Annotated in this window: 16 protein-coding genes; 13 read left to right on the top strand and 3 right to left on the bottom strand. The window is 75.3% G+C overall.

Going from position 1 to position 18,020, the window contains the following annotated elements; translation table 11 throughout:
- The coding region (locus tag ACW0Q9_RS18995; protein WP_456183105.1) for a serine/threonine-protein kinase at positions 1 to 1,261 on the bottom strand (1,261 nt) is incomplete at its 3' end.
- 557 nt (positions 1,262 to 1,818) lie between these two features.
- Between ACW0Q9_RS18995 and ACW0Q9_RS18990 the strand changes: the two genes are divergently transcribed.
- The 8 genes from ACW0Q9_RS18990 to ACW0Q9_RS18955 all read left to right on the top strand — a co-directional run bounded on the left by ACW0Q9_RS18990 (position 1,819) and on the right by ACW0Q9_RS18955 (position 8,959).
- Complete coding sequence (locus ACW0Q9_RS18990) at positions 1,819 to 2,451, top strand: RNA polymerase sigma factor (protein WP_456183103.1); 633 nt, start codon at positions 1,819 to 1,821, stop codon at positions 2,449 to 2,451.
- Positions 2,452 to 2,467: 16 nt separating this feature from the next.
- Entirely contained in the window at positions 2,468 to 3,262 is a 795-nt protein-coding gene (locus ACW0Q9_RS18985) for a hypothetical protein (RefSeq protein WP_456183101.1), read from the top strand.
- 169 nt (positions 3,263 to 3,431) lie between these two features.
- On the top strand, positions 3,432 to 4,667 hold the full coding sequence (gene egtA, locus ACW0Q9_RS18980; RefSeq protein WP_456183099.1) for an ergothioneine biosynthesis glutamate--cysteine ligase EgtA: 1,236 nt from the start codon (positions 3,432 to 3,434) through the stop codon (positions 4,665 to 4,667).
- Positions 4,664 to 6,001, top strand: a complete 1,338-nt coding sequence (gene egtB, locus ACW0Q9_RS18975) for an ergothioneine biosynthesis protein EgtB (protein ID WP_456183097.1) — start codon at positions 4,664 to 4,666, stop codon at positions 5,999 to 6,001. Before egtA ends, egtB begins: the two co-directional genes overlap by 4 nt.
- Positions 6,002 to 6,017: 16 nt before the next feature.
- Positions 6,018 to 6,764, top strand: coding sequence for an ergothioneine biosynthesis protein EgtC (egtC, locus tag ACW0Q9_RS18970; RefSeq protein ID WP_456183095.1), 747 nt, complete (start codon positions 6,018 to 6,020; stop codon positions 6,762 to 6,764).
- Between the two features lie 39 nt (positions 6,765 to 6,803).
- Complete coding sequence (gene egtD / locus ACW0Q9_RS18965) at positions 6,804 to 7,769, top strand: L-histidine N(alpha)-methyltransferase (protein ID WP_456183093.1); 966 nt, start codon at positions 6,804 to 6,806, stop codon at positions 7,767 to 7,769.
- Between the two features lie 235 nt (positions 7,770 to 8,004).
- Positions 8,005 to 8,592 carry a TMEM165/GDT1 family protein gene (locus ACW0Q9_RS18960; protein ID WP_456183091.1) on the top strand — a complete coding sequence of 196 codons (588 nt, stop codon included), beginning with the start codon at positions 8,005 to 8,007 and terminating at the stop codon, positions 8,590 to 8,592.
- Positions 8,593 to 8,755: 163 nt separating this feature from the next.
- Complete coding sequence (locus ACW0Q9_RS18955) at positions 8,756 to 8,959, top strand: hypothetical protein (protein ID WP_456183089.1); 204 nt, start codon at positions 8,756 to 8,758, stop codon at positions 8,957 to 8,959.
- Positions 8,960 to 8,991: 32 nt separating this feature from the next.
- On the opposite strand, the gene nhaA is transcribed toward ACW0Q9_RS18955, so the two are convergent.
- Positions 8,992 to 10,293, bottom strand: coding sequence for a Na+/H+ antiporter NhaA (gene nhaA, locus ACW0Q9_RS18950; protein ID WP_456183087.1), 1,302 nt, complete (start codon positions 10,291 to 10,293; stop codon positions 8,992 to 8,994).
- Between the two features lie 347 nt (positions 10,294 to 10,640).
- On the opposite strand from nhaA, the gene ACW0Q9_RS18945 reads away from it, so the two are divergent.
- Entirely contained in the window at positions 10,641 to 12,095 is a 1,455-nt protein-coding gene (locus ACW0Q9_RS18945) for a polysaccharide biosynthesis tyrosine autokinase (RefSeq protein WP_456183085.1), read from the top strand.
- Here the strand turns inward: ACW0Q9_RS18945 and ACW0Q9_RS18940 are convergent.
- Complete coding sequence (locus ACW0Q9_RS18940; protein ID WP_456183083.1) at positions 12,076 to 12,657, bottom strand: arsenate reductase/protein-tyrosine-phosphatase family protein; 582 nt, start codon at positions 12,655 to 12,657, stop codon at positions 12,076 to 12,078. The two genes, ACW0Q9_RS18945 and ACW0Q9_RS18940, sit on opposite strands and share 20 nt — an antisense overlap.
- Positions 12,658 to 12,801: 144 nt before the next feature.
- On the opposite strand from ACW0Q9_RS18940, the gene ACW0Q9_RS18935 reads away from it, so the two are divergent.
- The 4 genes from ACW0Q9_RS18935 (at position 12,802) to ACW0Q9_RS18920 (ending at position 18,005) form a co-directional block, all read left to right on the top strand.
- The gene (locus ACW0Q9_RS18935) at positions 12,802 to 14,031 is read left to right on the top strand and encodes a glycosyltransferase family 4 protein (protein WP_456183081.1); all 1,230 of its coding nucleotides are present in this window, start codon (positions 12,802 to 12,804) and stop codon (positions 14,029 to 14,031) included.
- A gap of 126 nt (positions 14,032 to 14,157) precedes the next feature.
- Entirely contained in the window at positions 14,158 to 15,942 is a 1,785-nt protein-coding gene (locus ACW0Q9_RS18930) for a DUF4012 domain-containing protein (protein ID WP_456183079.1), read from the top strand.
- A gap of 13 nt (positions 15,943 to 15,955) precedes the next feature.
- On the top strand, positions 15,956 to 16,576 hold the full coding sequence (locus ACW0Q9_RS18925; RefSeq protein ID WP_456183077.1) for a hypothetical protein: 621 nt from the start codon (positions 15,956 to 15,958) through the stop codon (positions 16,574 to 16,576).
- Between the two features lie 166 nt (positions 16,577 to 16,742).
- Entirely contained in the window at positions 16,743 to 18,005 is a 1,263-nt protein-coding gene (locus ACW0Q9_RS18920; RefSeq protein WP_456183075.1) for a D-alanyl-D-alanine carboxypeptidase family protein, read from the top strand.
- Positions 18,006 to 18,020: the final 15 nt, after the last annotated feature.

The following is an 18,020-nucleotide window of genomic DNA, read 5'->3' as shown; positions in this document are numbered from 1 at the left end:
CGGAGGGCAGGGTCGACGGGACGCTCGACGGGGACGGCTGTGCCGACGCGCTGCCGGAGGGGCTCGGCGACGCCGAAGCCGAGGTCGAGGGCCGGCCGGTCGGACCCACCGGGCGGTAGGTGCGGCCACCCTCGTCCGTCGGCGGCGCCTCGGTGACCGCGGCTTCCGCCACCGAGGCGCTCGGGGCAACCGCCGGCGCCGTCGTGTCGATCTGGGTGGCCGGCGCCTCGGCGTTCTTCGCCGCGCCCAGGGCGGCGCCCAGGGCGGTCAGCGCCACCAGCACCGCTGCCGCCGCGCCGACCAGCGTGCCCCGCCGGCCCCGCCGGCGGGCCGGGGCCACCAGGGCCCCCGGCACGGCGGCGGTCAGGTCGTCGCGGGTGCGGCTCGACCCGGTGGCGCCACGCAGCGCCACCGGCACCATCGCGGTGGGCGCCTCGTTGCCGGCCGCGCGGGCCGCCTCGGCCATCGCCGCGGCGGTGGGGAAGCGGTCCGCCGGGTCCTTGGCCAGGGCCCGGGCCACCAGGTCGCGAACCGGCTGCGGGATCTCCACCGGCAGCTCCGGCGGCTCGTCGTCGAGGTGCCGGACCGCCACCTGAAGGGGATTGTCCCCGGTGAACGGCGGGCTGCCGGTGAGGCAGCAGTAGGCCACCGCGCCGAGCGCGTAGATGTCGGTGGCGCCGGAGACCGGGCGGCCGGCGGCCTGCTCGGGGGCCATGTAGAGGGCGGTGCCGGGCACCGCGTTGGTGCTGGTGATGCTGGTGACGTTTGTCGACCGGGCCACCCCGAAGTCGACAAGCACCACGGTGCCGTCGTCCTGCACGAGCAGGTTGCTCGGCTTGACGTCCCGGTGGACGATGCCGCGGGTGTGCGCCGCGTGCAGGGCCTGAGCCACCTGCGCCACGATCGACATGGTCTCGCCGACCTCGAGCTGCCCGGCCGCCTCGATCCGGCGGGAGAGCGGCTCGCCCGCCACGAACTCCATGACCAGGTAGTCGGCCCGGCCGCCGTCGGGCAGGTCGTCCTCGCCGCAGTCGAAGACCTGGACCACGCCCGGGTGGCGCAACGACGCCATGATCCGCGCCTCGGCGCGGAAGCGGGCGATGAAGTCGGGGTCGGAGACCAGCGCGGGCAGCAGGACCTTCACCGCGACCGGGCGGCCGAGCACCAGGTCCGTGGCACGCCAGACGTCGCCCATGCCGCCGGTGGCGACACGGTCATCCAGGCGGTACCGACCGCTGAGTACGACGTCTGAAGTCAACACGTCCATACCGTACCCAGAGCGGTCGCGGAGTATTTCCCGCGATCTCTCCCGAGACGGCCGGCGGGCGGCCCGCCGCGGCTCGGTCGAACGGTCAGCCGTGCCCGCACCGATTGGCTGACGGTGACGATCTGCGTACGATCGGCCCGGAAAATGTGTTCGTTGGTTCGTGTGTCCGGCTTCCGGCCTGGCGTTTTGTCCCGTTCCGCCGAGCGGCAGCGCAGTTCGGGTGGCGTTCGTTACATCGACGCGCCGTGGCTGGCCGTAGATAATTCTCACTCTTTCCCCGCTTGGTGGCTCCTTGTCGAACCCGGCGTCCGCTCCTAGCGTTGGCCCGGCTCCCGGCCGACCGGCGACGCCGGTACGGTAAGTCCGCCGACGGCCGTCCTTCACGGCGGTGTCCATACGCGCGTCCGCACCTCCCGTGCCGGGCGCCGATCAGGTCAGCGGGGGACTGATGGTGCGGGTGGAGGTCCGGTCGTCCGACCGGGCGGGCGTCGGGCACACCGGCACCGGTGGGCGCCGGTCCGCGGTGCCGGCACGGCGGGAACGGCGGATCCATGACCGGTGAGCTGAACGAGGCGGTCGCCGCCGCGCAGGCGGGCGACGAGGAGGCCTTCCGCTTCCTCTACCGCAGCCTCCAGCCCGGCCTGCTGCGCTACCTCACCGCCCTGGTCGGCGCCGACGCCGAGGACGTCGCCTCGGAGGCGTGGCTCCAGATCTCCCGTGACCTGCCCAGCTTCACCGGCGGGGAGTTCCGCGCCTGGACGGTCACCATCGCCCGCAACCGCGCCATGGACCACCTGCGCCGGCAGCGGCGCCGGCCCGCCCTGCCGGTGCCGGTGCAGGCGCTCAGCGAACTGGCCGGGGACGCGGACACCGCCGAGCGCGCGGGCGAGACGATCGGCACCGAGAGCGCGCTGGCGCTGATCGCCAGCCTGCCGCCCCGCGAGGCGGAGGCGGTGCTGCTGCGCGCCGTGATCGGGTTGGACGCGGAGACCGCCGGGCGGGTGCTCGGTCGGCGGGCCGGCGCCGTGCGCACCGCCGCGCACCGGGGGCTGCGCCGACTGGCCGCCATGCTGCAGCCGGCCGACCCCGACCAGTCGTCGGACCGGGCCGGGGGAGCGACGCCGCCGCGGCCGCGTACCGGCCGGGGACGGCAGGCGCCCAACGCCGAGCCGGCGGACGGTTGACGTGGAGGGAAACGGGATGAGCTTTCGCCGGTCCGACGGGCCCGCCGACCGGGCGGAGTCGGAGCGCCTCCTCGACGCGGCCCGCGCCGGGACACCCCCGGAGCCGGCGGCCGATCCGCTGGCGTACCTGCTCGCCGCGGCGGCCGCCCCGGGCAACCCGGGCGAACTGAGCGGCGAGGAGCAGGCGCTCGCCGCCTTCCGCGCCGCGCGGGCGAGGCCGGCTCCGGCACCGGTCGCGGCGCCGCGACCGCGCCACCGCTTCCGGGTCGGCGCGGTGCTGGCCGGCGTCGCCGCCACCGCCACGGCCGGGGTCGCGTTCGCCGCGGTGAGCCTCGACCGGGCCCCGGAACCGGCGCCCCCGCCGGTGCCGACCACCTCCGGCAGCACCGGCGCGAGTGGTCCGGGCACGCCGACGCACTCCGGGGGCGCGACCCCGACGGGGGGCCCGTCCGGCGGCACGTCCACCGCGCCGACCCCCGGCGGCCCCGGCGGACCGGGCCGGCCGGCCGGCGCCGAACAGCTCGCCGGGCTGTGCCGCGCGTACCTGGCGAAGCCCGAACGGCAGCGGGCCCGGGCGCTGGAGACGGCCGCGTTCGCCGACCTGGTCTCCGCCGCCGGCGGCGCCGACCGGGTCGACGGCTACTGCCTCGCCCTCGTGCCGGAGGCGTCGCCGGCGCCCGCCTCGCCGAAGCCCGCCTCGCCGAAGCCCGATGAGCCGAAGCCGTCGGCCGACTCCCGCAAGGCGACGCCGTCCGCGTCCGTCGCGCCGACGCGGCGGACCGGAAAGCCGAGCGGCGCCCCCGGCCACTGAGCGGGTCCGGCCCCCGTCCGCAATCGGATTCCGGACAAAAATTCATCTCCCCGGGCGCGCGGATTCCGTCTGCTAGACAGAAGATGGTGGGACCCGCGGACGCCCGGCCGCCACGGCACGGGCGCCCGCCGACAGCGTGGTCGCCCGCCCCGGGGAGAGGAGCCGTCTCTTGGTGATGTCGCCGGAGCTGGACCGGACCACCGTCCTGCGGGACGAGGCGGGGGCCCACGGGCACATCGCCAGGATCTGCTTCAAGACCGGGCCACCCAGCCTGACCGGCGTCGAGCTGGAATGGACGGTGCACGACGCCGCGGACCCGACCCGCCCGGTCGACCGCGAGCGACTGCGCCGGGCGCTGGGGCGGCACAGCCCCGTCGCCCTCGACCCCACCAGCCCGGCCGCCGGGCTCCGGCGCGGTGGCACCGTGACCGTGGAGCCGGGCGGGCAGGTGGAGATCTCCTCCGCGCCGCGACCGTCGGTCGCCGCGCTCGTGCTGGCCACCGAGGCCGACCTCGCCGAGTTGCGGGCCCTGCTGGACGCCGCCGGCCTCGTTCTGGGCCGCACCGGCATGGACCCCTGGCGCCCCCCGCGCCCCGTCGTGGAAACCCCGCGCTACCGCGCCATGCGCCACGTCTTCGACCGGCACGGGCCGGCCGGGCGGGCGATGATGTACAGCACCGCCGGGCTGCAGATCTGCCTGGACGCGGGCGAGCCGGACCGGCTGGCCGAGCGGTGGGCCGCCGCCCACGCCGTGGGGCCGCCGCTGCTGGCCGCCTTCGCCACCGCCGACCGGCACGCCGGCCGGCGCACCGGCTGGGCCTCCACCCGGATGGCCGCCTGGCTGGCCATCGACCCGGCACGCACCCGCCCGGTCTGGTCGCCGACCCGCGCCGACCGGGACCCGGTCGCCGCCTGGACCGGGTACGCGCTCGGCGCGCCGCTGCTCTGCGTGCGCCGCGACGGCCCGGACTGGACCCCGCCGCCGGGCGTCACCTTCGCCGACTGGCTGGCCGGGGCGCTGCCGCACCCACCGACCACCGACGACCTGGAATACCACCTCAGCACGCTCTTCCCGCCGGTCCGCCCGCGCGGCTACCTGGAGGTCCGCTACCTGGACAGCCAGCCCGACCGGGGATGGACCGTGCCGCTGGCGGTGCTGGCCGCGCTGTTCGCCGACCCGGTCACCACCCGGGACGCGCTGGCCGTCGCCGCCCCGGTGGCCGACCGCTGGTTCGCGGCCGCCCGGCGCGGGCTGGCCGAGCGACCGCTGGCCACCGCCGCGGCGGCCCTGTTCGACCTGGCCCTGGCGGCCCTGCCCCGGCTGGACCTGCCGGCCGGGCTGCACGACGAGACGAGCCGAGAGATCCGGCGGCGCCGCGCCGCCGCGGAGAGGGGACACCGGTGACCACGACCGAGCGGCCGGCCACCGAGGGCGAACAGCTGCGCAGCCGGATCGCCGCCGAGCTGGCCCGCGCCCGCGCCCGGACCGCGCTGCTGACCGACGCGGTGGACGACGACGACCTGGTGCGGCAGCACTCCACGCTGATGTCCCCGCTGGTCTGGGACCTGGCGCACGTCGGCAACCAGGAGGAGCTGTGGCTGGTCCGCGACGTCGGCGGGCGCGAGCCGGTGCGCCGCGACATCGACGACCTGTACGACGCGTTCAAGCAGCCCCGCCGGGACCGCCCGGCGCTGCCGCTGCTGCCGCCGGCCGAGGCGCGGGCGTACGTGCGCACCGTCCGGGACAAGGTGTACGACCTGCTGGACGGGATCCGGTTCACCGACCGGAAGCTGATCGAGGACGGCTTCGCGTTCGGCATGATCGTCCAGCACGAGCAGCAGCACGACGAGACCATGCTCGCCACCCACCAGTTGCGCGCCGGCGGCCCGGTGCTGGACGCCCCGCCGCCGCCCGAGCCGCGGGTCCGGGTCGGTGGCGAGGTGCTGGTGCCGGCCGGACCGTTCACCATGGGCACCTCCACCGACCCGTGGGCGCTGGACAACGAGCGCCCCGCGCACACCGTCGACCTGCCGGCGTACGCCATCGACGCGGCGCCGGTCACCAACGGGCAGTACCGCGCCTTCATCGCCGACGGCGGGTACGACGAGCCGCGCTGGTGGAGCGCGGCCGGCTGGCGGCACCGGGTCGAGGCCGGGCTGAGCGCGCCGATGCACTGGCGGCGCGACGGCGACGGCTGGGCGTACCGCCGGTTCGGCCGCTGGTCGCCGGTGCGCGACGACGAGCCGGTGGTGCACGTCTGCTTCCACGAGGCGGCGGCGTACGCGGCCTGGGCCGGCAAGCGGCTGCCCACCGAGGCGGAGTGGGAGAAGGCGGCCCGCTGGGATCCGGCGACCGGCCGGTCCCGCCGCTATCCCTGGGGCGACGCCGACCCGACCGGCGCCCACGCCAACCTGGGGCAGCGGCACCTGTGGCCGGCGCCGGTGGGCGCCTACCCGGAGGGCGCCTCCCCGCTCGGCGTGCACCAGCTCATCGGCGACGTCTGGGAGTGGACCTCGTCCAGTTTCCGGGGCCACCCGGGCTTCGTGGCGTTCCCCTACCGGGAATACTCGGAGGTCTTCTTCGGCGACGACCACCGGGTGCTGCGCGGCGGTTCGTTCGGCACCGACCGGTCGGCCTGCCGGGGCACCTTCCGCAACTGGGACTACCCGATCCGGCGGCAGATCTTCAGCGGCTTCCGCTGCGCCCGCGACGCCCGCCCCGAGGAGTCGCACGCGTGAGCGGAGGTGCCGCCTGATGTGCCGCCACCTGGCGTACCTCGGTCCGCCGGTCAGCCTGCGCAGCCTCCTCTTCGACCCGCCGTACGGCCTGCTGCGCCAGTCCTGGGCGCCGCGCGACATGCGCGGCGGCGGCACCATCAACGCCGACGGCTTCGGGGTGGGCTGGTACCCGGGCGACGGCGAGCCGGTCCGCTACCGGCGGGCGCAGCCGATGTGGAGCGACACGACCCTGCCGGAGCTGGCCGGCGTGACGCTCGCGGGCGCGGTGCTGGCCGCCGTCCGGTCCGCCACGGTCGGCATGCCGCTGCACGAGACGGCGGCCGCGCCGTTCGCCGAGGGACGCTGGCTGTTCAGCCACAACGGGGTGGTCCGGGGCTGGCCGGACAGCCTGGTGCCGCTCGCCGCCGGGCTGCCGCTCCGGGACCTGTTGACCCTGGAGGTGCCGAGCGACTCGGCGCTGCTCTGGGCGCTGGTCCGGCACCGGCTGCGGGCCGGCGCGGAGCCCGGCGACGCGCTTGCCGAGACCGTCGCGACCGTCTCCGCCGCCGCCCCCGGGTCCCGGCTGAACCTGCTGCTCACCGACGGAACCACGGTGGCGGCGACCGTGGCCGGGCACGCCCTGTCGGCACGCCGCGCCCGGGACTCGGTGCTGCTGGCCTCCGAGCCGTTCGACGACGACCCCGGCTGGCGGGCGGTGCCGGACGGCCGGCTGGTGGTGGCCACCGCCACCGGGCTGGACACCCGGGAGCTGGCGGCCGCCTGAACCCGTTTCCCACAGCGGCAGGAACAGGAAGGACAGCTGATGAGCGCGGAGCCACTGGAGATCCACCTGGAGGAGCAGGACCTCAGCCGCGGCCTGCGGGAGGACGTCCGGGTCGGGCTGGCCGCGACACCGAAGTGGCTGCCACCGAAATGGTTCTACGACGCCCGGGGCAGCGAGCTCTTCGAGGAGATCACCCGGCTGCCGGAGTACTACCCGACCCGGGCCGAGCGGGCGGTGCTGGCCGCGCACGCGGACGACATCGCCGAGCTGACCGGCGCGAAGACCATGATCGAGCTGGGCTCCGGGTCGTCGGAGAAGACCCGGCTGCTGCTGGACGCCTTCACCCGCCACGGCGACCTGGGCACCTTCGTCCCGCTGGACGTGTCGGTCAGCGCGCTGCGCCGGTCCACCGAGCAGATCGCGGCCGCGTACCCCGGGCTGCGGGTGCGGGGCATCGTCGGCGACTTCACCCGGCACCTGGACCGGCTGCCCACCGGCGGCCGGCGCCTGGTGCTCTTCCTCGGCGGGACGATCGGCAACCTGCTCCCGGTGGACCGGGCCGAGTTCCTCACCGCGACGCGCGCGGCGCTGGAACCCGGCGACTGGCTCCTGATCGGCACCGATCTGGTCAAGGACCCGTCGGTGATCGTCCCCGCCTACGACGACGCGGCCGGGGTGACCGCCGAGTTCAACCGCAACGTGCTCCGGGTGATCAACCGGGAGCTGGGGGCGGACTTCGACCCGGAGGCGTTCCGGCACGTGGCGGTCTGGGACCCGGAGCACGAGTGGATCGAGATGCGGCTGCGGGCCGAGCGCCCGGTCCGGGCGCGCGTGCTCGACATGGACGTCGAGTTCGCCGCCGGTGAGGAGCTGCGCACCGAGGTCTCGGCCAAGTTCCGCCCCGAGGGGATCGCCCGGGAACTGGCCGCGACCGGGTTCGAACGGCAGGCGTTCTGGACCGACCCGGACGGCTTCTTCGGGGTCACCCTGGCCCGGGCCGACTGAGCGGCCGGGCCGCGGCGGTGAGCCTGTTCACCCGCCGCGGCCCGCCCCGCCGTGATCGGCTAGGCTGGGCGGCGCGAAGGGGAGTAGCCCCCAATGTCGTGGTCGACATACTGATGCGTTCCGCATCCGGCCACGCGGCCCCGGTCCCCGGGGCGGGCGAGACCTTCGACTCAGGCTGTCGCAGCCGGGTCGAGGGCGCCCCGTACCTCCTCCCGGCTTGATCGGGAAGGTTCACATGGACGGTTTCCTCGTCGCGCTGGTGGTCAGCTTCGGCGTCATCTTCGTCGCCGAGCTGGGCGACAAGTCCCAGCTCATGGCCCTGACGTTCGCCACCCGGTTCCGGCCCCTGCCGGTGCTCATCGGCATCACCGTGGCCACCGCGATCGTGCACCTGGCCTCGGTGGCCATCGGGTGCGGCCTCAACGCGGCGCTGCCCACCGGCTGGATCTCGCTCATCGCCGGCCTGGCGTTCCTCGGCTTCGGCGCCTGGACGCTGCGCGGCGACAAGCTGACCGAGGAGGAGAAGCGCAAGGCGGAGAAGAGCAGCCGCAACGCGGTCGTCGCGGTCGGGGTGGCGTTCTTCCTGGCCGAGCTGGGCGACAAGACCATGCTCGCCACCATCACCCTGGCCACCAAGTACGGCTGGTTCGGCACCTGGCTCGGCTCGACCCTCGGCATGGTCGCCGCCGACGCCCTGGCGATCCTGGTGGGCCGCCTGCTCGGCCGGCACCTGCCGGAGAAGGCCATCCGCTACGGTGCCGCCGTGCTCTTCGCCATCTGCGGCCTCTGGCTGGTCCTCGAGGCGGTCGCCGAACTCACCTGATCCGTTCCGCCGTCGCGGCCAGTGACTGGTCGCGGCGGCGGAATCCCGGTTCCGGATGATCGTGGACGGCGTCCCTGGGTATGAACATCTGGGCCCCCCGGTGGAGTGACCACCGCCGGGCGGGTGCCACCGGAACAGATGGGACGACCGGGAGGTTCCGCGCATGAGCAGACACGACGTACCCAACGAGTACGGTTTCGCCGGGGACGGCACCGCTCCGGAGCCTCCGCCCGGCGGGCGCTCGGACGAGCAGGACCGGGTCGAGGAGATCGCGGTGCCGGGCGATGACCTCCTCGACCCGTACGCCGACGCGGTGGAGGAGGAGACCGACGGGACGGAGGAGGAGAAGGCCCGCCGCCGGCGGTGACCCCGGCCCGGCGTGCCGGGCCGGTTGCCGCGCTACGCGGTCTCGTCCTGGTAGACGTCCGGGACGCCGTCGCCGTCGGCGTCCCGGCTCTCCCGTTCGGAGATCCGCCGGTAGACCCGGTTGCGCCGGATCAGCACCGTCGAGGCGAGCCCGGCGGAGACCAGCGAGCCGAGCAGCACCGCGGCCTTCACCCGCTCGTCCTCGGGGCTGCCCGGCCCGAACGCCAGATCCCCGATGAGCAGCGACACGGTGAAGCCGATGCCGGCCAGCAGGGCCAGCCCGGCCAGGTCGGCCCAGGTGATCTCCTCGTCGAGTTCCGCGCGGGTGAACCGGGCGAGCAGGAACGTGGAGCCGAACACCCCGACCGCCTTGCCGAGCACCAGCCCGGCGGCCACCCCGAGCACCACCGGGTCGGTGAGGACCTCGGCCAGGTCGACGTCGACGAGGGACACCCCGGCGGCGAAGAACGCGAACACCGGCACCGCGAGGCCCGCCGAGACCGGCCGCCACCGGTGTTCCAGCCGCTCGGCCGGGCTCGGCCCGCCGCCCGTGCCGGCGCGTACGGGCACGGTGAAGCCCAGCAGCACCCCGGCCACCGTGGCGTGCACGCCGGAGGCGTGCACCAGCGCCCAGGCGGTCACCGCGAGCGGCAGCAGCGCCCACCACCAGGTGTGGCGCCGCCGCACCAGCAGGGCGAAGGCGGCGATCGGCAGCACCGCGGCGAGCAGCGGCAGCGGGTGGAGGTCGGCGGTGTAGAAGACCGCGATGATGACGATCGCGAACAGGTCGTCGACCACGGCGAGGGTGAGCAGGAAGGCCCGCAGGCCCTGCGGCAGGTGCGAGCTGACCACGGCGAGCACGGCGAGCGCGAAGGCGATGTCGGTGGCGGTGGGGATCGCCCAGCCGCGTAGCCCCGTGCCGCCGGCGCTGAGCGTCACCGTGAGGTAGACCAGCGCCGGCACGGCCATGCCGCCCATGGCGGCCACCACGGGCAGCGCCGCACGGCGTGGGTCGCGCAGGTCGCCGGCCACGAACTCCCGCTTGAGCTCCAGGCCGACCACGAAGAAGAAGATGGCCAGCAGGCCGTCGGCGGCCCAGGTGGCGAGGCTGAGGTCCAGGTGCAGCCCGGCGCCGCCCGGCCACGGCACCCAGTCGCCCAGCTCGGCGTACGCCGTCCGCCACGGGGAGTTGGCCCAGGCCAGGGCGATCACCGCACCCAGCAGGAGCAGCCCGCCGCCGACGGTCTCGGTCCGCAGCACCTCGGCCAGGTGGCGGGCGTCCGGCCACGACCGCCGGGCCAGCAGACGGGGGAAGCGTGGGGTGCGTTCGGTCATGCGGTGTCCGTTCCGGGAGCAGGGGTCGGCGGAATGATCGCCGACCAGACTTCCCGGCACACCGGTTCCGACCCTATCCGGCCGCCCGCCGGGCCGCACCACGTGGCCGGGTGCGGCGTTAACAGGGAGTGGGTGGCCACCGCGGCGGCCTGACGATCCACGGGATGCCTCGATGAGTGCTCCGAAATGGGAGGATTTAGACCGTCTGTGCGGTTCTGATCGTTTACATTCATCGAGTCGCTTACCGAGATGTATAAGCGTTTTCGATCCTCGCACGTGTACTGGCGTTTTTAGGGGGCTTTCGTGCAGTTTCATCGGCAGACCGGCGCGTCGCGAGGGGGAGCGTGATGGACGTTCTCAGCTACCTGCGCCTGGTCCGACGCCACTGGTGGATCGTGCTGGTCACGGTAATGATCGCCCTGGGCACCGCCGCGCTGGTGACGGTCCGCACGGCACCCCGTTACGAGGCCTCGGTGACCTTCTTCGTCACCACGCCGAGCCAGGGCGTCACCGACGCGTACCAGGGCGGCCTCTTCCTCCAGCAGCGGGTGAAGTCCTACGGTGACCTGCTCACCAGCGACCGGCTGGCGCAGAGCGTGGTCGCCGAGGCCCCGCTCGGGCTCACCGCCGACCAGGTGCAGCGCCGGATCGTCACCACCACCGAGGCCGGCACGGTGCTGCTGAAGGCCACCGTCACCGACACCGACCAGACCCGGGCGCTGAAGACCACCGAGGCGCTCTCCGCCAACTTCATCGAGCTGGTGCAGAAGGTGGAGACCCCGCCGGACGGCAAGGCCCCGCCGATCAAGCTCGAGGTGGTCAGCGGTCCCCGGGTGACCTCCAGCCCGGTCTCGCCGCAGCCGGTGCGGAACCTGGTCATCGGCGGCCTGCTGGGGCTGCTGCTCGGCGCCGGGCTGGCCGTGCTCCGCGGGCTGGCCGACGTCCGGATGCGGGACGCCGCCGCGCTCCAGCGGGTGACCGGCAGCCCGCTGCTGGGCGAGATCCCGTTCGAATCCGGCGCCAAGGCGGCCCCGCTGATCGTCGGCGAGGCGGCCCACTCGCCGCGCGCCGAGGCGGTCCGCAAGCTCCGCACCAACCTGCGCTTCGTCGACGTGCACGAGCCGGCCCGGGTCATCGCGGTCACCAGCGCCCTGCAGGGCGAGGGGAAGACCACCATGGCGTGCAACACGGCCATCGCGCTGGCCGAGGCGGGCTGGCGCGTGCTGCTCATCGACGCCGACCTGCGCCGTCCCAAGGTCGCCGACTACCTCGGCCTGGACGGCGGGGTGGGGCTCACCGACGTGCTGGTCGGCGACGTCCAGGTCGGCGACGTGGTGCAGCGGTGGGGCGACAAGTCGCTCCTGGTGCTGCCCAGCGGCGCCACCCCGCCCAACCCCAGCGAGCTGCTCGGCTCGAAGGCGATGGCGGACCTGCTGGTGGCGCTGCGTGAGTCGGCGGACATCGTGATCATCGACACCGCGCCGCTGCTCGCGGTCACCGACGGCGTGGTGGTGGCCGTGCAGGCCGACGGCGCGCTGCTGGTCACCCAGCAGGGACGGACCTCGCGCAGCCAGGTGGCCGCGGCGGCCCACGCGCTGCACTCGGTCTCGGTGCGCCTGCTCGGCTGCGTGCTGAACATGGCCAAGGTGGCCAAGGCGGACGCCTACCAGTACGAGGCGTACAAGGTGGTCGTGCCGGCCGGCGCGCCGTCGGTGCCCGCCGACCGGGCCGGGGTGGCCCGGCGCGGGGAGCAGGCCGCCGTCGGCGACCACACCCAGGAACTCACCCGGCTGTCCCGATGAGCGCGAGCACCGGTCGGATCGACCGCTCGATCTCCTCGGCGCAGCGCCGGAAGTCGGCGGGGGAGCCGCCGATCGGGTCGCGGAGGTCGTCCGCGCCGGGGGTGGCGGGTTGCAGCCGCCCCCGGGCGCGGGCGGCCGCCACCACGGCGGCCCGCAGCGGGGAACGCCCGCGCGTGACGGCGGGCCCGGTCGCCTCCTCCGGCTCGGCCGTGGCCGCCGCGGCGGCCAGCCGGGCGAACTGGCGGAGCGTGAAGGTCCGGGACAGCGCCGCCGGGGCCAGCGCGGTGCAGACCGACCGCTGCCGCCGGGTCGCGGTCAGCACCAGGGTGGCCCGGGTCAGGTGTTCCGGGCGGAGCCGGCGGGTGCGGAACGCCGCCGGGTCCGCCCCGGTCCCGGCGGCCACCTCGATCGCGTACGGGTGCATGGCCGCCCCGTCGAGGGCGTCGGTGCCCGCGCTGGTCACCGCGACCGGCAGGTCGCGGAGCAGCCGGCGGGCGATGTACTCCGCCATCGGTGACCGGCACATGTTGGCGTGGCAGACGAAGAGCACCCCGTCGACCATCTGCACCCCTCTCGTCGGCACGGTCGCGGGACACGGCGCCGCGACGGCGGTGTTCCGGCGGTCGCGGCCGGACGCAGAGGGGATGTCGGCATCGTACGGGGTGGCGGGCTCCGCGTGTCGGGAAGCCGCGCCGGGAGCGCGGCCATGAAGATCGGCATCCTGTCGTACCACTTCCCGCCGGAGCCCGCGTTCATCCCGGGCAGCCTGGCCGAGGAGTTGGCCGCCCGCGGCCACGACGTCCGCGTGCTCACCGGCTTCCCGGACTATCCCGGCGGGCACGTCTACCCCGGCTGGCGGCAGCGCTGGCGGCACCAGACGCACAGCGAGCGGCTGACCGTCCGCCGGGTGCCCCGGTACGCCCGCGGCGACGGCTCCGCCGGGGCGCGGATGGCCAGCTGGCTCTCCTTCGCCGGCAGCGTGGCGCTGACCGGCCGGCGCTTCCTCGGCGACGTCGACGCCCTGTACGTCTTCCAGCTCCCGGCGGTCACCTTCGCGGCGGCCGGCCTGCTGCGGCTGCTCGGCCGGGTGCCGACGGTGCTGCACGTGCAGGACGTCTGGCCGGAGGAGGAGCCGTCCCGGGCGGGGGAGGCCCGCCGGTGGTCGGGCCGGCTGGACGCCACCCTGCGCCGGATCTACCAGGAGGCGGGGGCCGTCGCGGTCACCGCACCCTCCATGCGCGACCTGGTGGTCGCCGGGGGTGCCGACCCGGACCGGGTGCGGGTGGTGCTGAACTGGACCGACGAGCGGATCTTCCGCCCGACCGAGCCCAGCCGGGCGGCCCGGCGGCTGATCCGCCGGGACGGCCGCTGCGTCGTGATGCACGCCGGCACGATCGGCGTACGGCAGGGGCTGGAGACCGCCGTGCGCGCGGCGGCCGCGCTGGACGACCGGATGGACCTGGTCCTGGTCGGCTCGGGAGCCGAGGAGCGGCGGGTGCGGGGGCTCGCCGCCGAACTCCAGGCCGGCAACGTCCGGTTCGTCGACCGGCGGTCCCCGTTGGACATGCCGGAGCTGTACGCGGCGGCCGACTACCAGCTCGTCATGCTGCGGGACCTGCCGGAGCTGCGGGGCATGGTGCCCGGCAAACTCCAGGCCGCACTCTCCTGCGCCGCGCCGGTGGTCGCCTCGGCCGGCGGCGACACGGTGGCGCTGGTGGAACGGGCCCGGGCCGGGCTGTCCTGCCCGCCCGAGGACTGGGCCGCGCTGGCGGACCGGTTCTGGCTCGCCTCGGCGATCCCGCCGCCGGCCCGGGTGGAGATGGGCCGCCGGGGGCGGGACGCCTACCTGCGGGAGATGTCGCTGCGGGCCGGCGTCGACCGGATCGAGCAGCTGCTGCACGAGGTCTCGGCGCGCGCGGGAGACGCCCGCCGCTGACCGGAGTGGTCTTCGCGAAACCGCCACACCACACCAATGTGCGTGATATCGCCACGAATCCGTGGAGATTCGTGCTAGAAAGCGATCAATCGTCATTGGTGTCCGATTCGAACTGGGGAGAGTGGTGTGACGGATAGCGGTGGGCTGCCCCTCCGGCGGCGGCGCTCCCGGCGTCGGAGCCGGGCCCGGGTACGCCGGGTCCTGCTCGTCGGGCTGGTTGTCGTCTCGGTGCTGCTGGCCACCGGCGGCTGGGTCGCGTTCCGCGGCTGGCAGGCCCGGGCGCACCTGCTCAACGCGGCCGGGCTGGCCAAGGAGCTGAGCACCCTGGTGGTCGGCGGCGACGTGGCCCGGGCCCAGCGCACGCTCGCCGCGCTCCAGGAGCAGGCCGCCGCCGCCCGGAGCGCCACCGGCGACCCGGGCTGGTGGCTCGGCCAGCAGGCCCCCTACGCGGGCGACGATCTCGCCGCGGTACGCCAGATCGCGGTGGCCGTGGACGACCTGGCGCGCCTTGCCTTCCCCACCCTGCTCCGGGTCGACCTCGCCTCGCTGGTGCCGAAGGAGGGGCGGCTCGACCTGGGCCGGCTGCGCGCCGTCTCGGCCGAGGTCTCCGCCGCCGACCGCGCGGTGCGGGAGACCGGTGTGCGGTTGCGCGCGGTGTCCACCGACGACCTCGTCGAGCAGGTCCGGGACGCGGTCGCCGGGCTGCGGACCGAGCTGGACCGGCTGGGCGAACTCACCGCCGCCGCGGACCAGGGCGCCCGGCTGCTGCCGGCGCTGCTCGGCGCCGACGGCCCGCGCGACTACCTGCTCGTCTCGCAGAACCCGGCCGAGCTGCGCGCCACCGGGGGCATGTTCGGCGCGCACGCGGTGCTGCGGGCCGAGGGCGGCCGGATCCGGATGTCCGGGCAGGCCAGCGCCAGCAGCCTGGGAGCCTTCACCCCGGCGCTGCCGGTGAGCCAGGAGATGCGGCGCCTCTGGAAGGACCTGCCCGGGACGTACCCGGCGGACGTCAACCTCAGCCCGGACTTTCCGACCGCGGCGGCGCTCTACCGGGAGATGGTCCGCCGGCGCACCGGCACGACGGTGGACGGGGTGCTCGCGGTGGACCCGCTGGTGCTGTCGTACCTGCTCGGCGTGATCGGGCCGGTGACCGTGCCGGGCCGGCCGAGCCTGGCCGGCAGCACGGTGGTCCGGACCCTGCTCAGCGACGCCTACCGCACGCTCGACACCACCGAGCAGGACGCCTATTTCGCGCAGGCCGCGTCCGCGGTGTTCGACGCGCTCTTCACCAAGGCGGTAAATCCGCGGGCACTTCTGACCGTTTTCAACCGTTCTATCACTGAACGTCGGATATTGTTCTGGAGTGCCCATCCTGCGGAGCAGCGGGTCCTCGGCGACAGCCGGTTGGCCGGAAAGCTCCGCGAGAAGGACACCGTGCCGACTGTCGGCGTGTTCCTCAACGACGGCAGCGGCGCGAAGCTCGGCTACTACCTGAGGTTCTCGGCAAGCGTGACGGTCGGCGACTGCCAGCCGGACGGGCGCCGGGAGCTGCGGCTCCGGGTCACGGTCCACTCCACCGTCCCGAAGTCGGGCCTGGCCGAGTCGGTCACCGGCCTCGCGCTCTCCGGCGATCCGTACACCGCCCGCACCTTCGTGTCGGTGTACACGCCGACCGGAGGGGCGGTGCTCGGCGGGCGGCTCGACGGCCGGGACGTCCCGATGGGCAGCGGGACCGCCGGTAGTCGCCAGGTGACCGTGACGAAGGTGGAGGCCAAGCCGGGTCGTACCCGGACCCTCGACGTCACCCTGCTCACCGGCAAGACGAGCGCCGGCACGGCCGAGCTGGTGCTCACACCCACCGTCACCCCATGGACCACCCAAGTTGTTTCCGCACCAAGCTGTGATCAGTAGGAGGGAATCCATCATGCGGCTATCCCGCATCTTCATGGCGCTCACGGTCGGCCTGGCCGTGGCGGCCGTGCCGACAGCGGCCGGCGCGGCACAGCCGCAGCCGCCCGTGTACCCGCCGGGTGACGCGTCGCTGACCGTCAGGCCGCCGGCCATCCCGCTCGGCGAGACCTTCACCCTCAGGGGCACAGGCTTCGCGCCCGGGGCCGTCGAGATCGACGTGACGATCACCGGCAACCCCAACGCGGCACCCGCCCAGGGGTCGGTCCGCCGCAGCGACGGCAGCGCCGTCGCGATGACCGCGGTGGCCTACCAGCAGCCGCAGCCGGCGCCGACCGAGTTCACCGTGACGGCCGGGGCCGACGGCGCGTTCACCGTCACCTACAAGCCCACCCGGACCGGGCGGTACACCTTCACCGCCCGCCAGGGCGGGGAAGAGGACAGTGCCACGGGCGTCGTCTACCAGCGGCGGCCGGACCGTCCGGGCCGGCCGGGCGGCGGCAACCTGCCGGTGACCGGTGACAACCTCAGCACGCCGGTGAAGCTCGGCGGCGGCCTGGCCGGCGCGGGCGCGGTGCTCGTGCTGCTCTCCCTGGCCTGGCGTCGCCGCGGCCGCTTCGGGATCGGCTCCCGCTGACCCGGAAACATCCCGGGCCGCGCCCGGGCCGATCGTGAAGGTGCCCGCCGGACCACGTTCCGGCGGGCACCGTCACGTGTGCGGCGCCCGGGACGCCGCACGGGATCCCGGGGCAGCGACGGTGGCTGCGCCGGGCCCGGAACGGGGCTGGGTATGGTGCCTCTCCATGAGAGCCCGGGTCCTGGCCGCCGCCACCGTCGTCGCCCTGCTCGCCACCGGGGCGCCGGCCCCGGCGAACGCCGCGCCGCCGGTGACCGCCGCCGGGGCGACGGTGCCCTGCCCGCGGCTGCCGGCGCCGAAGGTGACCCGGCCACCGCGTCCCACCCCGCCGCCGCCGGTGCCCGAGCAGCAGGCGGTGGGCGGCGAGGCGCTGGCCACGGCGGGGCTGGTGACGCCTCCCGGCAGCCCGGCGCCCCCGGCGGTCACCGCCACCACCTGGCTGGTCGCCGACCTGGACAGCGGCGCCGTGCTCGGCGCCTGCGGCCCGCACCAGTACGCCACCCCGGCGAGCACGCAGAAGCTGCTGCTGGCGGCCACCATGCTGAACCGGCTCGATCCGAAGCAGGTGGCCACCGCCACCCGGGCCGACCTGGACATCGAGCGGGGCAGCTCGGCCGTCGGCCTGCTCGTCGGCGGGCGCTACGCGGTGGAGACGCTCTGGTTGGGGCTCCTCCTCCAGTCCGGCAACGACGCGGCGAACATGCTGGCCCGGCTCGGCGCCGGCAGCGCCCGCGCCGGCGTCGCGGAGATGAACGCCGAGGCCCGCCGGCTGGGCGCCCGGCAGACCCGCGCGGTGACCCCGTCCGGCCTGGACGGCCCGGGTCAGTTCACCAGCGCGTACGACCTGGCGCTGATCGCCCGGGCCTGCTTCGCCGACCCGCGGTTCCGCCGCTACGCGGTCACCGAGCGGGCCCAGATCCCCGCCCAGCCCGCGCTCAAGGCCGGCGGCTTCCAGATCCAGAACGAGAACCAGCTGATCTACCGCTACCCGGGCGCTCTCGGCGGCAAGACCGGATTCACGGAGCTGGCCCGGCACAGCTACGTCGGCGCCGCCCAGCGCGGAGGCCGGCGGCTCGTGGTCACGCTGCTCGGCGCCGAGGCCCGCCCGGTACGCGGCTGGCAGCAGGGCGCCCAACTGCTCGACTGGGGCTTCTCACTGCCCCGGGACGCCTCGGTCGGCCGGCTGGTCGAGCCCGGCGAGCTGGACGCGGAACAGGTCGCCCCGAGCGGCTCCCCGGCAGCCGCCCGGCCGACGCCGCCGCCGCAGTGGCGCGGGCCGGCCGGGACCGCGCTGCGCCGGATGGCCGACGGCGACTGGCGGCTCATCGCGCCCGCCGCCGGCCTGCTCGCCCTCGTCGTCGGCGGGCTGGTGGCGGCGCTGGTCGCCCGTCGCGGCCGGCGCCGCCGGGCCGGTCGCCGTCGCGCCTGACCCGACCGGCCGCGC

It is taken from the genome of Micromonospora sp. I033, from assembly GCF_053890995.1.
This window is presented reverse-complemented; position numbering and strand designations above follow the sequence as displayed.

Excerpts from the sequence above, each read along its gene's own strand:
- ACW0Q9_RS18920 (WP_456183075.1), top strand. The coding sequence starts at position 16,743 with ATGAGAGCCCGGGTCCTGGCCGCCGCCACCGTCGTCGCCCTGCTCGCC.
- ACW0Q9_RS18990 (WP_456183103.1), top strand. The coding sequence starts at position 1,819 with ATGACCGGTGAGCTGAACGAGGCGGTCGCCGCCGCGCAGGCGGGCGAC.
- ACW0Q9_RS18940 (WP_456183083.1), bottom strand. The coding sequence starts at position 12,657 with ATGGTCGACGGGGTGCTCTTCGTCTGCCACGCCAACATGTGCCGGTCA.
- ACW0Q9_RS18985 (WP_456183101.1), top strand. The coding sequence starts at position 2,468 with ATGAGCTTTCGCCGGTCCGACGGGCCCGCCGACCGGGCGGAGTCGGAG.
- egtC (WP_456183095.1), top strand. The coding sequence starts at position 6,018 with ATGTGCCGCCACCTGGCGTACCTCGGTCCGCCGGTCAGCCTGCGCAGC.
- ACW0Q9_RS18935 (WP_456183081.1), top strand. The coding sequence starts at position 12,802 with ATGAAGATCGGCATCCTGTCGTACCACTTCCCGCCGGAGCCCGCGTTC.
- ACW0Q9_RS18960 (WP_456183091.1), top strand. The coding sequence starts at position 8,005 with ATGGACGGTTTCCTCGTCGCGCTGGTGGTCAGCTTCGGCGTCATCTTC.
- ACW0Q9_RS18955 (WP_456183089.1), top strand. The coding sequence starts at position 8,756 with ATGAGCAGACACGACGTACCCAACGAGTACGGTTTCGCCGGGGACGGC.
- ACW0Q9_RS18945 (WP_456183085.1), top strand. The coding sequence starts at position 10,641 with ATGGACGTTCTCAGCTACCTGCGCCTGGTCCGACGCCACTGGTGGATC.
- nhaA (WP_456183087.1), bottom strand. The coding sequence starts at position 10,293 with ATGACCGAACGCACCCCACGCTTCCCCCGTCTGCTGGCCCGGCGGTCG.
- egtD (WP_456183093.1), top strand. The coding sequence starts at position 6,804 with ATGAGCGCGGAGCCACTGGAGATCCACCTGGAGGAGCAGGACCTCAGC.
- ACW0Q9_RS18925 (WP_456183077.1), top strand. The coding sequence starts at position 15,956 with ATGCGGCTATCCCGCATCTTCATGGCGCTCACGGTCGGCCTGGCCGTG.